Annotated in this window: 21 protein-coding genes; 10 read left to right on the forward strand and 11 right to left on the reverse strand. The window is 36.9% G+C overall.

The window, feature by feature from the left end; translation table 11 throughout:
• Positions 1–65 precede the first annotated feature (65 nt).
• From urtA to SIB75_RS01265, 6 genes are all read left to right on the forward strand, one after another.
• Positions 66–1,343: an urea ABC transporter substrate-binding protein gene (gene urtA / locus SIB75_RS01240; protein WP_413683634.1), complete on the forward strand. Its 1,278-nt coding sequence runs from the start codon at positions 66–68 to the stop codon at positions 1,341–1,343.
• A 78-nt stretch (positions 1,344–1,421) separates the two neighbouring features.
• Entirely contained in the window at positions 1,422–2,579 is a 1,158-nt protein-coding gene (urtB, locus tag SIB75_RS01245) for an urea ABC transporter permease subunit UrtB (RefSeq protein ID WP_413678577.1), read from the forward strand.
• Between the two features lie 3 nt (positions 2,580–2,582).
• Complete coding sequence (gene urtC / locus SIB75_RS01250) at positions 2,583–3,710, forward strand: urea ABC transporter permease subunit UrtC (RefSeq protein ID WP_413683635.1); 1,128 nt, start codon at positions 2,583–2,585, stop codon at positions 3,708–3,710.
• Entirely contained in the window at positions 3,707–4,459 is a 753-nt protein-coding gene (gene urtD / locus SIB75_RS01255; protein ID WP_413389200.1) for an urea ABC transporter ATP-binding protein UrtD, read from the forward strand. Before urtC ends, urtD begins: the two co-directional genes overlap by 4 nt.
• Positions 4,459–5,166: an urea ABC transporter ATP-binding subunit UrtE gene (gene urtE / locus SIB75_RS01260; RefSeq protein ID WP_413683636.1), complete on the forward strand. Its 708-nt coding sequence runs from the start codon at positions 4,459–4,461 to the stop codon at positions 5,164–5,166. The genes urtD and urtE overlap by 1 nt, the downstream gene beginning before the upstream one ends.
• A 342-nt stretch (positions 5,167–5,508) precedes the next feature.
• Entirely contained in the window at positions 5,509–5,619 is a 111-nt protein-coding gene (locus SIB75_RS01265) for a chlorophyll a/b-binding protein (protein ID WP_413683637.1), read from the forward strand.
• A gap of 47 nt (positions 5,620–5,666) precedes the next feature.
• On the opposite strand, the gene SIB75_RS01270 is transcribed toward SIB75_RS01265, so the two are convergent.
• Entirely contained in the window at positions 5,667–6,176 is a 510-nt protein-coding gene (locus tag SIB75_RS01270; protein ID WP_413683638.1) for a hemagglutinin, read from the reverse strand.
• 356 nt (positions 6,177–6,532) lie between these two features.
• Here SIB75_RS01270 and SIB75_RS01275 point away from each other — a divergent pair, with 356 nt between their 5' ends.
• On the forward strand, positions 6,533–6,739 hold the full coding sequence (locus SIB75_RS01275; protein ID WP_413683639.1) for a hypothetical protein: 207 nt from the start codon (positions 6,533–6,535) through the stop codon (positions 6,737–6,739).
• 197 nt (positions 6,740–6,936) lie between these two features.
• On the opposite strand, the gene SIB75_RS01280 is transcribed toward SIB75_RS01275, so the two are convergent.
• From SIB75_RS01280 to SIB75_RS01320, 9 genes are all read right to left on the reverse strand, one after another.
• Positions 6,937–7,146 carry a hypothetical protein gene (locus SIB75_RS01280; protein WP_413389196.1) on the reverse strand — a complete coding sequence of 70 codons (210 nt, stop codon included), beginning with the start codon at positions 7,144–7,146 and terminating at the stop codon, positions 6,937–6,939.
• A 170-nt stretch (positions 7,147–7,316) separates the two neighbouring features.
• Complete coding sequence (locus SIB75_RS01285; protein ID WP_413683640.1) at positions 7,317–7,457, reverse strand: hypothetical protein; 141 nt, start codon at positions 7,455–7,457, stop codon at positions 7,317–7,319.
• Positions 7,458–7,687: 230 nt separating this feature from the next.
• On the reverse strand, positions 7,688–8,317 hold the full coding sequence (locus tag SIB75_RS01290; RefSeq protein ID WP_413683641.1) for a 2OG-Fe(II) oxygenase: 630 nt from the start codon (positions 8,315–8,317) through the stop codon (positions 7,688–7,690).
• Positions 8,318–8,469: 152 nt separating this feature from the next.
• Positions 8,470–8,625: a hypothetical protein gene (locus tag SIB75_RS01295; protein ID WP_413683642.1), complete on the reverse strand. Its 156-nt coding sequence runs from the start codon at positions 8,623–8,625 to the stop codon at positions 8,470–8,472.
• A 127-nt stretch (positions 8,626–8,752) separates the two neighbouring features.
• Positions 8,753–8,896, reverse strand: a complete 144-nt coding sequence (locus tag SIB75_RS01300; protein ID WP_269608881.1) for a hypothetical protein — start codon at positions 8,894–8,896, stop codon at positions 8,753–8,755.
• 146 nt (positions 8,897–9,042) lie between these two features.
• Positions 9,043–10,116, reverse strand: a complete 1,074-nt coding sequence (locus SIB75_RS01305) for a WD40 repeat domain-containing protein (RefSeq protein ID WP_413683643.1) — start codon at positions 10,114–10,116, stop codon at positions 9,043–9,045.
• Positions 10,104–11,486, reverse strand: a complete 1,383-nt coding sequence (locus tag SIB75_RS01310; RefSeq protein ID WP_413683644.1) for a CobW family GTP-binding protein — start codon at positions 11,484–11,486, stop codon at positions 10,104–10,106. Before SIB75_RS01310 ends, SIB75_RS01305 begins: the two co-directional genes overlap by 13 nt.
• Before the next feature lie 9 nt (positions 11,487–11,495).
• A complete protein-coding gene (locus SIB75_RS01315) occupies positions 11,496–11,852 on the reverse strand; it encodes a hypothetical protein (RefSeq protein WP_413683645.1) in 357 nt (118 codons plus the stop codon).
• Positions 11,853–11,869: 17 nt separating this feature from the next.
• Positions 11,870–13,345 (reverse strand): metal ABC transporter solute-binding protein, Zn/Mn family, encoded by a 1,476-nt coding sequence (locus SIB75_RS01320; RefSeq protein WP_413683646.1) that lies wholly within the window; start codon positions 13,343–13,345, stop codon positions 11,870–11,872.
• Positions 13,346–13,434: 89 nt separating this feature from the next.
• Between SIB75_RS01320 and SIB75_RS01325 the strand changes: the two genes are divergently transcribed.
• Positions 13,435–14,130: an ABC transporter ATP-binding protein gene (locus SIB75_RS01325; protein ID WP_413683647.1), complete on the forward strand. Its 696-nt coding sequence runs from the start codon at positions 13,435–13,437 to the stop codon at positions 14,128–14,130.
• Between the two features lie 26 nt (positions 14,131–14,156).
• On the opposite strand, the gene SIB75_RS01330 is transcribed toward SIB75_RS01325, so the two are convergent.
• Complete coding sequence (locus tag SIB75_RS01330) at positions 14,157–14,558, reverse strand: Fur family transcriptional regulator (RefSeq protein WP_413683648.1); 402 nt, start codon at positions 14,556–14,558, stop codon at positions 14,157–14,159.
• A 52-nt stretch (positions 14,559–14,610) separates the two neighbouring features.
• On the opposite strand from SIB75_RS01330, the gene SIB75_RS01335 reads away from it, so the two are divergent.
• Both SIB75_RS01335 and SIB75_RS01340 read left to right on the forward strand, forming a co-directional pair.
• Positions 14,611–15,396, forward strand: a complete 786-nt coding sequence (locus SIB75_RS01335) for a metal ABC transporter permease (RefSeq protein WP_413683649.1) — start codon at positions 14,611–14,613, stop codon at positions 15,394–15,396.
• Positions 15,397–15,554: 158 nt separating this feature from the next.
• Positions 15,555–16,172 carry a hypothetical protein gene (locus SIB75_RS01340; protein WP_413683650.1) on the forward strand — a complete coding sequence of 206 codons (618 nt, stop codon included), beginning with the start codon at positions 15,555–15,557 and terminating at the stop codon, positions 16,170–16,172.
• Positions 16,173–16,181: the final 9 nt, after the last annotated feature.

Consider the following 16,181-nt stretch of genomic DNA (forward strand, 5'->3'; position numbering starts at 1 on the left):
GTGTTCAGTTGGATACTTTTCGTAAACCCCCAAGTTGGGCAAACAACGAATTTAGTTAGTAATTCATGAAGCTTTCAAAGCGCATTTTTGCAGGTTTAGCTACTGCCTCATTGGCAGTAACTGTTACTGCTTGTGGTGGATCAGATTCCTCAAGCAACTTTGATGACACCGTAACTGTTGGAATTCTCCACTCCTTATCGGGGACAATGGCAATCTCCGAATCAACTCTTGTTGATACAGAGAAAATGGCTATTGAGGAAATTAATGCAGCTGGCGGTGTAACAGTCGACGGTAAAAGCTATAAAATTGAGTACATCGTTGAAGATGGTGCATCGGATTGGCCTACCTTCGCTGAGAAATCCAAGAAGTTAATTGATCAGGATGGAGTACCAGTTGTCTTTGGCGGCTGGACTTCTGCTAGTCGTAAGGCAATGCTTCCGGTTTATGAATCTAAAGATGCATTCCTTTATTACCCTATTCAATATGAAGCACAAGAGTGCTCCAATAACATCTTCTATACAGGAGCGACTCCTAATCAGCAATCTGAGCCTGCTACTGATTTCATGTACAAGCGCTCACCAGCGGCTGGAGGAGATTTCTTCTTAGTTGGTTCTGATTATGTTTTCCCAAGAACTTCTAACACAATTACTAAAGCTCAAGTTAAACAACTTGGCGGTAAAGTTGTTGGAGAAGACTATCTACCTTTAGGTAATACAGAGGTAGCTCCTATTATCTCCAAGATTAAAGTTGCTCTTCCTGATGGTGGAATCATCGTTAACACTTTGAACGGTGATCAAAACGTTGCTTTCTTTAAACAAATCCAGGACGCAGGAATTACTCCTTCCAATGGTTATTACGTAATGAACTACTCCATTGCGGAAGAAGAGATTAGTACGATTGGACCTGAGTTCCTTGAAGGCCACTATGGTGCGTGGAACTACATGATGTCTATTGATACTCCAGCTTCTAAGAAATTTGCTAAGAGTTTTAAGAAGAGATGGGGTAGTGATCGTGTCGTAGCTGATCCTCAAGAATCTGCTTATAACATGGTTTATCTTTGGAAGCAGGCAGTTGAAGATGCAGGAACATTTGATGACAATGCTGTTAGAGAAGCATTGGTTGGTCAGACATTCGATGCTCCCCAAGGGCCAGTAGAAGTCATGGCAAATCATCACCTATCTCAAACAGTGAGAATCGGTGAAATCAACGCAGAGGGTGGATTTACTATCCTTGAAGAAACTGGAGTAGTTGAACCACAAGCATGGAACCAAAAACATCCAAGTTCAAAAGGTTATGCTTGTGATTGGACTGATCCTAAGAAAGGTGAAAAATATAGGATGTGATTCAATTTTTGACTTATAAATAGATTCTAATAAGGAGCCTTCGGGCTCCTTATTTCTTTAAAAAAATCAACCAAGCTAGTGCAACTTATTCTTGAAAGCCTTTTTAATGGCGTTGCTATTGGCTCAGTTTTGCTCGTCGCAGCACTGGGACTAGCAATTGTCTTCGGTTTAATGGGTGTCATCAATCTTGCTCATGGGGAATTGATGATGCTTGGTGCTTATTCAACATACATAACCCAATTAATTTTCAAACAAGTTTCTTTCTTAAAACCTTTTTATGATTCGTATGTCATAGTTGCAATTGGTATTGCTTTTTTAGTTAGTGGAACAGTTGGAATTCTTTTAGAGCGAACAGTTATTAGACGTCTCTATGGAAGTCCTCTTGAAACACTTTTAGCCACATGGGGAGTGAGCCTAATCCTTCAACAATTTGTTAGAAGTGTTCCGCTGGCCTATGCCAGTGGTTTGGTAATAGCACTTTTCTTTGGCCTGTTTACACCGCTATTTATTTCTGATGACTTACTTCATGGTGCAAAAGGTAAATTAATAAGAGCATGTACTTGGGGGTTCTCAGCTTTATTAGGTGTAGCAACAGGAGGTGTTTTATCGTCTTTAGTAAGTAAACTTAGTCGCGCTAGTGCAAGGAATGTTGATGTTACAGCTCCCTCTTGGATGAGAGGTGGAATTGATTTTGTTGGAATTACTTTTCCTAAAACGCGTCTTTTAATAATCCTCATTACCTTAATATCTGTTTTAGTAGTAATTTTCTTTCTTGATAAAACAGCTTGGGGAATGAGAATTAGAGCAGTAACTCAAAATAGACCAATGAGTGATTGTTTAGGTATATCCACTGAAACAGTAGATATTATTACTTTTGGAATAGGTTCTGGTCTCGCTGGTGTTGCAGGAGTTGCAGTTTCACTCCTTGGCTCAGTCGGACCAAATGTTGGTGGAAATTACATTGTGGGATGTTTTATGGTTGTTGTTCTTGGTGGAGTGGGCAATTTATTAGGAACAATCCTTGCTTCCTTCTCTATTGGAATAATGACTGATTTGATAGGAGCAGGAAGACTACTTACCATTTGGCCAGATATGCCTTCCCCTCTTTATTCAACAATAGATTTTTTTGCGACAACAAGCATGGCTAGAGTAATGATATTTGCTCTGATAGTAATATTCCTTCAATTTAAACCAACTGGGATGTTCCCACAAAAAGGAAGAATGGTGGAGTCTTGATTGATGAGTATTTTTTCTACAAAAAAAAGTTGGATTAACTTAACTATTTGGGTATTACTTATTGCCCTAATTATTGCTGCACCCTCAGTGCTTCCTGTTTTTAGATTAAATCTATTAGGAAGATATTTATCGCTTGCAATAGTGGCATTAGGAGTGGATTTGATTTGGGGATTCACAGGAATGTTGAGTTTAGGTCAAGGAATTTTCTTTGCACTTGGTGGATATTGTGCTGCGATGTTCCTCCAATTGAATAGTGCAGGAGAATTCCCAAATGGTATCCCTGAGTTTTTTGGTTTATATGGAGTCGAAAAGCTTCCATTTTTCTGGGAACCTTTTAAAAGTTCAATTTTTACTCTTATTTCCATTTGGCTGATACCGGCTATTATTGCAGGTTTTCTTGGGTATTTAGTGTTTAGAAATAGAATAAAAGGTGTTTATTTTTCAATCCTTACACAAGCGGCTCTTTTGGTTTTTTTCAATTTCTTTAATGGACAGCAGAAATTGATTAATGGAACAAATGGTTTGAAAACAGATGTGACTCAACTTTTTGGACAAATGGTAGGTTCAGAAATAATGCAAAGATGGTTCTTTTGGATATCAGCTGTTTTAGTAATACTTGCCTGGTTTTTTGCCCGGTGGATTGTTCGAGATAGATTTGGAAATATCCTTATTGGAATTAGAGACGATGAAGCTCGAGTTCGTTTCACTGGTTATAATCCGGTAATTTTTAAAACAATAATATTTTCAATAGCAGGAGGCTTAGCTGGTATTTCAGGGGCTTTGTATACAGTTCAATCTGGAATAGTTTCTCCACAGTTTATGACTGTCCCTTTCTCTATAGAAATGGTTGTTTGGGTTGCCGTGGGTGGTAGAGGAACTTTGCTAGGTGCAATACTTGGAGCTGTTTTAATTAATTATGCAAAAAGTTTGGTAAGTGAAGCATTACCAGCAAGCTGGATGTTTATTCAAGGTGGATTATTTATTCTTGTTGTAACAGCTCTTCCAGAGGGGGTACTAGGATGGATTAGGAAAGACGGTCCAAAGAAATTATTGTTTTTACTTGGGATTAATAAAAAATTAGAAACATATCCAAGTCTTGAAGTCAATGAACAAGGTGAGGTGAAATCATGACTTCTCCATTACTAGAGCTAAAACAAATTTCAGTTAGTTTTGAAGGATTCCTTGCTCTCAGAGATCTTAATCTGGTTTTGAATCAGGGTGATCTTAGAGCAGTGATTGGTCCCAACGGTGCAGGTAAAACTACATTCTTAGATGTGATTACAGGGAAAGTAGCACCTACAAAGGGTGACGTGATTTTTAAAGAAAAATCGTTGATTGGTCAAAAAGAGTTTCGTATAGCGCGTAAAGGGATTGGAAGAAAATTTCAAAGTCCTAGGATATTTGAGAATTTATCTGTGCAAGAAAACCTAGCTCTAGCAGTGAGTAGACCTAAAACTCCTTTGTCGTTGTTGATGAATAGTTTAAAGGTTAAGCATTTAGATCAAATTCAACATTTGATGAGTATTGTCAACCTTCAATCAAAAGCCAATATAAGGGCCGGAGCGCTTTCTCATGGTCAAAAACAATGGCTTGAGATTGCGATGCTAGTGGGACAAGACCCTGATCTTTTACTTGTTGATGAACCTGTTGCTGGTTTGACTGATGAAGAAACAGATTTAACTGCTGATCTTCTTAAATCTTTAGCGGGTGATCATACAGTTTTAGTCATTGATCATGATATGGAATTTATTCGTAGACTTGATTGCCCTGTTAGTGTTTTACATCAAGGTCATGTATTGAAAGAGGGTTCCATGAGTGACATACAAAAAGATCCATTAGTGATAGAGGTTTATTTAGGTAAATCGGAGGAGGAAGAATAATGACTATGCTTCAGATAAAAGGCTTGAATACCTACTATGGCGAAAGTCATATTCTTCGAGATGTTGATATGAATATCAATCAAGGTGAGATGATTTGTCTTATAGGTCGAAATGGAGTAGGTAAAACAACTTTGCTTAAATCTTTAATAGGGTTATTAACTCCACGGCGTGGAGAGATTGTTTATAATGGAGATTTTGTTAATAGAAAGCCACCTCATCAAAGGGCTCGTTCCGGAATTGCATATGTTCCCCAAGGACGAGAAATAATACCTTATTTGACTGTCGAGGAAAATCTTCAACTTGGATTGGAAGCTTTACCAGGAGGTCTGGCAAAGCATAAACAGATTGATGAATTGGTATATGAACTTTTCCCTGTCTTAAAACAATTTCTAGCTCGTAAGGGAGGTGACTTAAGCGGTGGGCAGCAGCAACAACTTGCAATTGCTCGAGCATTACTTGGGAAACCAAAGTTGCTTTTACTTGATGAACCAACTGAAGGAATACAACCGAATATCGTTCAAGATATTGAGTCTGCAGTTAAAAGGATCATTAGTGAGACTGGTGTTGGGGTTTTATTGGTAGAGCAACATCTGCATTTTGTGAGGCAAGCAGATCGTTATTATGCAATGCAACGCGGAGGCATAGTTGCAAATGGACCAACTAGTGAATTAAGTAAAGCTGTGGTAGAGAAGTTCCTTAGTGTTTAAGTCTATTTTGTTTGAGTAAAAGCAGTTTCTTGCTCTATTTTGTCTTGGCAAGTAGAGCAAAGAATATGACCTTTTTTTTTTCCAAAAAGTCTTTGTTGACCTTTCGATATTTTGTCCACAGCCCAGGCATTTGAAGAGTGGACTCATTTATTACTAAATCTTTTTTATATGATCATTTATCATACTATTTTCAGTCTGTTATAAAAGATACAAGATCTTTTGGACCGTCGTCTTTGATTCTTTGGAATAATACTAATTCATTTAATTAATATTAAAATGCATTTTTAAATACTTGTTTTATTTATTTAGTTGGTTATAAATTGAACAACTTGTTTTTAGTACATGTCTTTTGAAAGACTAAGTAAAACTGAGATATTCCATGGTAGAATTGCCATGTCAGGCTTACTATTTATTTTATTGATGGAAATAGTATCTAAAATAAATATTTCTTAGATACTACATATATGTAATTAATTTAGGTTTATTTGGAGCTGCTTTAGTTAAGCTACTTTTAGAAATAGAGAATCTTTTATTCTCTTAATTTTTTCATCTTTCCATAACCAGATAATAGGCTCTGTAGATTTTGCTCGTTGTAGATCAATTCTGTTTTCAATACTTATAGGATTAAATTCTTTATTAGCTTCAAATTGTTTATCTCTAATTGCCTGATTGATAACAATACTTCCATCCTTCCCAGATATTGATCTATGAAATGTACCGATAGGTATTTGAAGTGCACCCATGAATCTATGGAGATAAATTATGTGATGGGGTTCATCCCAAAGAGGATTTAATAGTGTGAAGGTTCTATCTCCCTCAAGTACAAGATTATTATCTGTTTGATGATGGTGTACATAATATTGCTCAAAGCCATTTAAATCAGGAGGTGAAGTTGCTCCTCCTCTATGAATAACGACATCACTACCATTTGAACCTTCAACACTGGCATCTAAAAAAGTTACTTCAGGAGTCTCTCGAAAAATATTAACCGGTACAAAATTGAGTTTCATTAAAAAAATTATTTGTTCCAAACATTACTGGAATAAATATATCTAACTGTATTAATTAATTCACTTTTAGCGAATTAATTATCTTTTGGGAAAGAAGAAGAGTATTTGATTTTACTAAAAGGCATCAAATATTATTTGTTCTAGTTAGCTCACAAAGCAATTATTGATACATAAGATTATGAAAAATATTAATAAGTTAGATCACATAAAATATTATTAAGTCATGGCTAAATCAACTATTAAAAATAAAAAACTTTTGGTTGATGAAATGATTAAAACCTTTAAATCTATCCCCGCAACAGCGATAACTTTTTCGAACATAAAAAAAAATTAAACTCATAACTTACGATATATTTTTGAGATACTTCGCTAGCGGATTATTTTTATTATCACATGGACTTTTGGTTTTAGATCATCTAGGAATAGGAGCAGCTCTTCATGGGATTGGTGAGGTCTTTTTTGCCCCATGGGCTATTAAGCAGAAAGCATGGGACTTGGTTTTTATAGCTTTTTTATTTGGCGCATTTGATCTTTGGGGAACTTTGAAACTAGGATTTAATTAGTAAATTCATTAGATAAACTTGTGTTTTCTTTAAGATTGGGGAGGGAGGTCAAAACCCTTCCCAGTAGTGGTGACCTCCCTACAGAAAACTTAGGAACGGGTTTTCTGATAAAATAGTTATAGGAATTTAGTTGAATAAGTTAAGACTTAATTGATACAAAATCAAAAATCTATGAATAATTTGTATATCTTATGAATTTATTTAATCAATTCTTTATTAGATAGTATTTTTTTTCGTTTGACTTTTTTCAACTCGTGCATACCTTCTATTTGTTGGTAAACAGACTGTAGTTGATCGCAAATATGTTCAGTATTTTCTACTTTGTTTAATCTGAGTAGCATTTTCTCTATTTGCTCTTTGCATTCTAAGAAAATATGACAATCTATTGTTCCTGGTTCGTATTGCATGTTTGAAACTAAAGAGTATATAAATAAAGGAATCAAATAATTAAATCTGTATATGTTGATTCAAATAATCAAATCTATTTGGTTATTTATTTCTAAAAAATTATAAATTAATGATATATAATTAAAAATTCTAATATGTGTTGGAAATTAAGTTTTTTGGACTTTATTTATTAACCCATCTCTGCTTTCATTGCTTCATGGATTCTTTTACTCATGATTTCATGACCACAATATTGCAAGTGCACTTCTTGTGACCTTTTGGCGGATTTGTTTTGAGTGTACTTAAGTCCTCTGTAAGTTAGCTCAGCCATTGGAATGATTTTCAATGTTCAAGTCCCCGTTCCATGGCTTGAATCTAACTGCGACTCAAATTGAGCTGAACGTCGTTTGATGATACACAATACATTCCCAATCTGTTGAAGTTTATTCAAAAATTATTATCAATCTAGATGTGAACTCGTGATTCATTAAAGAATTAGTGGCAATAAGATTGAATATTCCTAATGAGAGGTCTTATTAAATGAATGAAATTAGTAATTAACTATCGAGCTAGTCTAGAAATATATGAATCTCTTGAACCGGCATTGATCCATCCGGTCGCGATCGTTTTTGGATGAGTCTTATTAACTCGACCTCTATGAATATGTGTAAGACCAGCGGGAAAAATAACTAGTTTTCCTCGTTCCGCTGTCTCATGAAATTCCTGCCAGTGAAATTCTGTTCCTCCTGAATCGACATCATTGCAATACAGAATCCAAGCTAAGACTCTGTGAACTGGTTCGGTCACTTCTTCGCTAATAGTCCAATCACAGTGCCATTTCTTAAACCCCTCCCCAGGAGCATAACGTTGTAAATTGAAAATGGGATTAACAAAGAGAGATTGTTCAGGAGCGCATTCGCTAAAAAGTGGGCGTTCTTCAAGGTATTTTTGAAGACCAGCATTGACTCCTCTTATTATTACTTCAGACAAAGCAAATGATTCTGGATCAGTTCGATCTATTGCTACAAGGCTGATATCTGTAGAAATTTTTGCAGGATCTGAATCATTATTTGCCCCATTACTAAAGGCGATTCCATTGCGATGCAAGTCTGTACGACGATCAAAAAATGACATCACGCCATCTGCAACAGATTCAAAACCTTTATTTCTATAACTAGCAATTAAATTCATAGAATTTTTTCAAGGTTTTTTGATCTCTGGAAACTCTAAATCGCTTGAAAGTACCATTTTAATGAAAATCTCACAGGGACTTTTCCCCTCTCTTGGTTGGCTAGCTTTTATGTTTGATTTAGATGAAGTTGTTTTAATTAAAAGGCTATAAATCAAGCTACAGCTTTGTCTTTAAGAGACCTTAAGTATCTCTTTCTTTGACCGCTACCTTCTACTTCAAAACGCCAAGTAGGTTTTTTGTTGTCGGTTTTTTTTAAGTTAACGCCAGAATTGCTAGTGCTTAACTTCTTCTTAATCTGTGTATTCATTGGACTATTAAAGCACATTCTTTAATTCTTTATGGTTCGGTCGTTACTTTTTCTTCTCGTAAATAGATAATAAAAAAGAGGCCCACTTGAACCCCTCTTTGAAATTTAAAAAAATTTTGACCTTAACTTATGCAATCCCTCTGTTCTTATAAGGGTCATCTTTGAAAGGCTGCGCCTCAAAACTTGGAGGTGAGTTCTCTTTATAAGGATGAAATAGAGCATTTCCCATTGAAATGAGTAATTCTTGAAGCCAAAGAATTGTTTTTTTCATTGAGTCCTCTAGTGGGTTATAACCATATATAAGTTATGTGGAATATTTATACATCAGTAAAAACTACTCTTGTTGAATTTTTAATTTTCTAAGCAATAGCAATCGAGCAGCTCTCGAGTATCTATTGGAAATAAGAAATTTTGACCTTATCCGAATCCTTGAGGTGCTGTTTTTGTCCGAACCTTAAACTCCCAAACCGTAATTCCTCCATTTGCATTTATTGCACCCAAGGCAGTGTCATCAGGATGCCAAGCGATTTGGCTTACAAGGTCACCTGCAAATGCACCACCAACTGGATCACCCTGACCATCTTTTTGGAGAAACCAAGAAAAAACTGAACCATCGCGCGCGCCAGAAGCTAAAAGCATCCCGCTATGTGAGAAAGCAAGGCATGAGATGGGTTCGGTATGAAGCATTAACTCTCCTGGCACAGTGCCCTCAGGGCCATCGCCTTGAAAACTCCAAACCGTCACTCGATCACTACCCCCGGTAGCAAGGACTGTACCGGTTTGATCAAAAGCTAGATGGCTTGGTTTACCTGGGTAGCCTGTCATCTCTGAATCTTGATCAGTGGAACGACGCCAGAAATGAACAGAATTATCCTGACTGCCGCATGCCACTATGTCTCCATCTGGACTAAGCACCATAGATACCAGTGAGCCTCGCCACTCCAACTTTTGATTGATCTTGTCGCCTACTACATCATAAAAAGTTACTTGGCCGTAGCATGCTGTGGCTAATTCATTGGAATTAGACCAAGAAATCGCGCTGACAGTGCAGGGATGCTCCTCTGATCGCCATTGTTCTTGACCATTTTCATCAAAGACATAGACGTATTTAGTAAAAACTACTGCTAAAAATTTTCCGTCTGGGGACCACTTGATGTGTTCAACCCATCCTTTCCCTAGTTCCAAATTTTTAGTTGACTTACCCTCTTTGCTTTCCCATATACACACATGTCCATCCTGGCCAGCAGTTGCAAAAGTATTTCCATCTGGATGAATAGACATTGCTAGTAAGCCACCTTTATGTATGTCTTTTGATTGCCAAATAAGCTTTCCAGATTTCCCCTCAAATGCGTAAAGCCCTCCAGCAACATCACCTACTAAAAAGGTTTTACCTTGTAATGCCCAGCCGCAGACAATCGCATAGTCGTCAACTTGAGCAGACCAACCTTCATGAAGCATTCCTTTTGGACTAAATGCTTCTATACCAGACATTTGTCAAACTCTCTACTCATTTCTGCTTGATCAAGGTTTCTACCGATAAAGACGAGTTGGTTGCGGCGAGGTTCATTGCCCCACTCTTTATCAGGTTGGGCGGTGAAGAGCATATGTACTCCTTGAAAAACTATTCTCTTAGACTCGCCCGCATAACTAATGAATCCCTTCGTACGAAATATATCCACACCTTTTTCTGATAGGAGTCGACTTAACCATTTATTGAGTTTTTCTGGATCTACATCGCCTACTCTCTCGATAGCGAATGAACCAACTTCATCGTCGTGTTCGTGCTCGGCCACCCAACCCCTCTCAGCTATTGGGGAAATTATAGAGATGCTCTGATCATTTTTTATATCGTCTTTAGAAGGAGTATTTACTTTCTTTAATTTCATATTAAATTCTTCGGCTGTATGTTGCGTGAATAGACCTATATCCCTTGCCTTATCAACATCTATGAAAAAGGACTTAGTCCCTTCGGATTGAAGTTGAAGGCTCACATGCTTGCCGACTGGAACCAAATCCCCTGGATTCATAAGTTGTTCTTGTTCTGCGTAGAGTCTCACGCATGATTCAGCACCTGTGTTAAGAGCTGTCTCGTCTTTACCTTGGTCTAATAACTGGACGAGAGACATTGTGGGGTCTGGACCTTCTTCGAGCGTAAGTTCATAGCGACCTTTTTCAAGTGAAAAAACACCTGTCCACTCAAATGGGTATTCTGGTTCAAGAAAAGTTGGACGACGCTGAAGTACTTGATCTAGATCAAAAGCACTTAGATTTAGCACAGTATCAATTGAGACGTCTGCTTGTTTACTGCGTATGACACGAGCCATACGATTCATATCGCGTAGCCGTGATTCTAAGTTGTCAAGTGATTCATCTGAAACTAGATCGGTTTTATTTAGGACAAGGACGTCAGCAAAGGCAACTTGCTCCGAACTCTCATCACTTCGACCAAGTTGTTGCTCTATATGGGCTGCATCAACAAGTGTGACTATTCCATCAAGTGAAAACTCCTCACGGATTTCATCGTCCATAAAGAATGTCTGAGCGACAGGACCAGGATCAGCAAGGCCAGTAGTTTCAACTAATACATAGTCAAATTTGTCTCGCCTCTTCATGAGGTTTCCAAGTACACGAATAAGATCACCCCGAATGGTGCAGCAAATGCAACCATTGGACATCTCGAAGACCTCTTCGTCAGCATTGATTACTAATCCTTGATCAATGCCAACTTCACCGTATTCATTTTCAATAACAGCTATTTTTTTACCATGCTCTTCACTCAGGATTCGATTAAGTAGAGTTGTTTTTCCAGATCCTAGAAAACCAGTCAGTATTGTCACCGGTACTTTTTGCTTGTTGCTCATTTTTTTTACTTAATAATGTGAACAATGAGAATTATCAAGAGAAATATCAGTTAACCAATTCTCTTTGATATCCAATAATTCTAGTGATTTCATTAAAAAGTCATCAAGATCAAAATAGTTGTATGGAACCTTTACTCTTAATGTATGTTTTCCCTTCTCTTTTTTTAGCGAATGGTTTGAAAATTGAAGTTCTTTTAGATTTTCTACGAAATCAGTTGAGATAGTAAGTTTTAAGATCTTGTCTTTATTCCATGGTGGCTTATCTATGAAACCTGCTTGGTCTTCCCAATGTTGTTTGTAAGCTTTATATCCTTTTGGTTGAAACATTGAGTTGAAATAATGTCTACCTTTGATAAAGCTAGACATTATTTCAACCTTAAAAGTTAAGGGTTAGTTAAGGAATTCCATTTATTCTCTAGTTTCTCACCCTCTTTTTCATCACATTCTCCACCAAGCGAATCAACAATTGTACATGTGTTGTGTACTGCTACTGAAACAGTATTCCCTTCTAGCATTAGACCATCAACAAAGATTTGATTTCTTGCGATAGGGGAGGAAGTTTGTCTGCTCAAGTTTTTTAATAGCTTGGAAGGAGGCTTTTGCTCAGCGAATAAGACGTTCACGTTTTCTTCTTTGAGCTCAGCTATTACCGTAGAAATAGTCTCTGGTCTAAGGCTGGAAGAACCACCAAGGAAATCTAATAGACTCAAAGTCTTCAAGCCAAATGCATCTCCGTAATATTCCATCGCTTTGTGCTTAGAAACGATTGTCCTTCGATCAGTAGGAATTGTAGCAACTTGTTTTTGAGTCCATAAGTCGAGATCTTCCAAAATAGAATTAACGGCTTGAGTTCTTTCTTTTAAAACTTTTTTTGTTTCTCTGTCAAAGAAGGAAATTTTCTTATTGATATTTTTAGAAATGACATTTCCCATCTTGATGATGTTATGAGGGTCATGCCAGATATGAGGATCTAGCCCACCATGGTCATGGTGATGATGATGATCGCCTTCATCTGGGACTTGAGCTATAGGTTCAACATCGTCGCCTGAAACATCCTTAAAGAAATGTTCGTCGGCTTCAAACTCAAAAGGCATATGCTCAGTAAAGAATGCATATTTACCAGCTTTTTTGATTTCTACAGTAAATGTTGTGATGTCTTTCTTCTCATTGAATGAAAGAAAATATGCTTTTTCCTGCGCAACAAGTTTGTCATTATTGCGTTTGGTTTCTGAATCCTTGGATCCTAATAATTCTTTAGCAAGCTCCTCTGATGCTTCAATATCACCAGAATTGAGAATAACCATTTTCATTGCAGGATCAGCATAGTCTCCATCGACTTTGGCAAAAGACCATTTGTATGTTCCTGCTGAAAGATCAAAAACACCAGCCCATTCAAAAGCTCCTTCTCCATGGCTATCACCATGATCATCGTGGTCATCATCCTTAGCAGCTGAATGATCATCGTGGTCGTCATGATAAGCGTCTATTTCTATTGCACTTACACCAACGACAACAGTTAAGGGATTATCTAACCATTTTTTAATTGCAGGGGTCATCTCTGAACCAAGCGTAAATACTTGATTCGCACTTTTTAGTGTTTGAGCTTGCCTTGGGGTGATCTTGACATCATGAACATCTTGTTTTCTTTCAATTAAGCAGGTTACGGGAGTAGAGGGTGGTGCAATTGCAGAAACGACATCGCAGACTAATGGCTCTACAGCAACAATTGATTTTGAATTTGCCTGTGCGCTCTGATGAATTCCAGAAAATAAAAATGCTCCAGCAACAATAGAACTTTTGAGAACTGTTTTATTGATTATGGGTTTAGCCTTTTTTGACTGATTTGAAAAATTCGACATTAAAAATATAAAGTGTATCTAAAACGATAATCATTTTCATTTGATCTTGGCAAGTATATTATGTTTCTTGTCAGCAAATCCTCTAATTGATGCCTAGCTTGATTGCTGAAAATTTGACATATTCTTATTCAAGTAAAAATAAGCCTGCTTTAAGCAAGGTTTCTCTAAAGCTTGAAAAAGGTACTTTGACTGCTCTTGTTGGTCCGAATGGTGCTGGTAAGTCCACATTATTAAGCTTGCTGCAAGGGAGTAGCAAACCGGATCAAGGAGAAATTACTGTTGACGGAAAACCATTGAGAAATAATCGATCTCAAGTGGCTTTAATGCCTCAGAGGGGGAAGCTGAATTGGAGTTTTCCAATTACTGTTGAAGGATTAGTTTCTTTAGGTCGAGTCAATTATTCGAAATCGACTTGTTGTGAATTAGAAGCGGCTCTTCAACGTGTTGGAATATCTCATTTAGCCAAAAGGCGACTTGATGCTTTATCCGGTGGTCAGCAACAACGAGCGTTACTCGCAAAAACCTTGATGAATCCTGCCAAAATATTTTTACTTGATGAACCTTGTTCCGCATTTGATCCCCCCGCAAAGGAAGATTTCCTATTAATTATCCGTCAGTTAGCTGATTCTGGATTGACAGTGTTCGTTAGTAGTCACGATTGGGGAACATCATTAAATGCTTATGACAAGGTTGTTGTTTTAGATAAGATTATTCTGGCTTCTGGTAACCCAGAAGAGGTGCAGGAAAAACTTAGTTCAATTAATTATTTAAGATGGAAAATATAGTTGTGATTGATATTTATGCAATTCCATCAAGCATTCAATTCTTGGGAACAATTTTGACAGAGACCAAAGTATTCAAGAGTATGAAACAACAGCTCAAATTTTTTAGAGGCTTTTTGGGGTACGTGCATTGTTTTGACGGGACATCCCTTCAATTGAGTAGTTTCTCCGCAGCTTACGCAAGTTAAATGATGAATATCTCTTTCAACTGGGGCATAAAGGACTTCGCCGTTCGGGAGGTGCCTCGAGCGGATCAATCCTTGCTTTACTAACGCTTGCAAGTTCCTGTATACAGTCGTTAGACCCATTGTCTTTTCACCATTATGAAGTTTTCTATGCAGTTCTTGTCCACTCAACTCATCACTACATCTCTTGAGTTCATTAAGAAGCTGTTGCTGTCTTTTAGTGATGTCAGGCTTGCTTGTATTCATTAGCAAGATCTTAATTTGATCTCTTTACTGAACATACTGAATCATTTGCGTAATGTCTTTTATCAATACAAATTGGTGGATAATTCCTCTTCTGATAACTTTCTTTTCAGGAGTGCTTTGCCCTGCCATGGGGACTGTATTGATAACTCATAAAAGGCTTCTTCAAGTCAATTTGATTTCACACTGTGTTTTGCCAGGACTTGCCTTGGCTATGGCGCTTGGGATTGACCCATCTATTGGAGGTGTCTTAAGCGGATTAGTGGGAGCTATTGCAGCAGAAAGTTTGACAAATAAGAAAAATCAAAATTATGAAGCTGTAATGAATACAATTCTTTCTGGTTCGATGGGACTTGGTGTTTTGCTTATACCTTTACTTGGAATCAGGATTGATTTAGAGGCTGTTTTGTTTGGAGATTTATTAACTGCAAATTTGAGCGATTTATTAAGAACTTTGATTGCTTTCTCGGCATTCATTTGCCTAATGCTTTTTGGGTACGACAAGCTTGTTCATATTGGTTTAGACCCAGAAGGAGCTGCTGCAAGTGGCGTTAATGTGTCTTTTTTGAATTTAGCTCTGGGATTTACCACTGCACTTGTCATTGTGAGCTCAATGTCAGCAGTCGGGGTCATCCTTGTGATTGCATTACTCTCAACTCCAACTTTGTTGGGTTTACAGAAAGCTAGCTCTCTATGGGTTGCGATGGTTCGAGCTTCCATATTTGGATTAGTTTTATCGATCATTGGTTTTTCGTTTGCTATGTTTATGAATTTGCCTCCAGGCCCACTTATTAGTGTTCTTTGTGTAATTTCATTGATCTTGCTTCCAAGGAGTAATTAGAATTGAATTCAAAATCTCCTTAATTTTATTGGCTCTATTTAATGAGACTCTAAGAAGATAGGATTAGATCAAGAAATCTGAAAATAACAACGATTTGATTTTAGTTTGAATAAAATAGAACAAGTTGATTTCTAATTCGTCCTTTTATTGATTGAATCATGAAGAGAACGCAACTTAATGTAAGTATTGATCCAAAACTCTTAGAAAAGATTAAAGAGAGTGCCAGGATTTCTGGCAAATCATTGGTTAGTTTTGTATCTGATTGTTTTGTTAATCAAATAGAGAACCTTCCTGTTGAATCGATAGATTCTAGATTTCAAACAATTGAACAAAGGCTTCAATTAATTGAAAATAATCTTCAATTGTCAGCACTTAAAGCTCAAAGAACCCAACCTTTTACATCTCAAGAATTAGTAAATTTTAATGAATTCATCAAAGCTGTTTTTAGAAAAGAATTAAAAAGAAAGGGATATAGATCAATCAAAGAGGCATGGAATGATTTTATAAATCATATAAATTGTTTTGAACAATGGGATGAGACATGTTCTTTTAGACTTAAAGAGTCTCTTTTTATTGAACATGCTGATCCTTTAACAAGCGAAGAAATTAATCATCTCAAAGAAGGAGACGTATGTCCTCAACCAATTCGAACAGGGATAATTAATTGGATAAACAATTCTGATAGAGGAGAATGTTGTTGTTCCGATCAAGAGTTTCCTTCACAGCAACAAATCTGTGAAAAGGGTTCAATACTAGTCGAAGATATATATTCTTAGATCAATTAA

This window comes from Prochlorococcus sp. MIT 1011 (assembly GCF_047305235.1).
Lineage (GTDB): Bacteria > Cyanobacteriota > Cyanobacteriia > PCC-6307 > Cyanobiaceae > Prochlorococcus_B.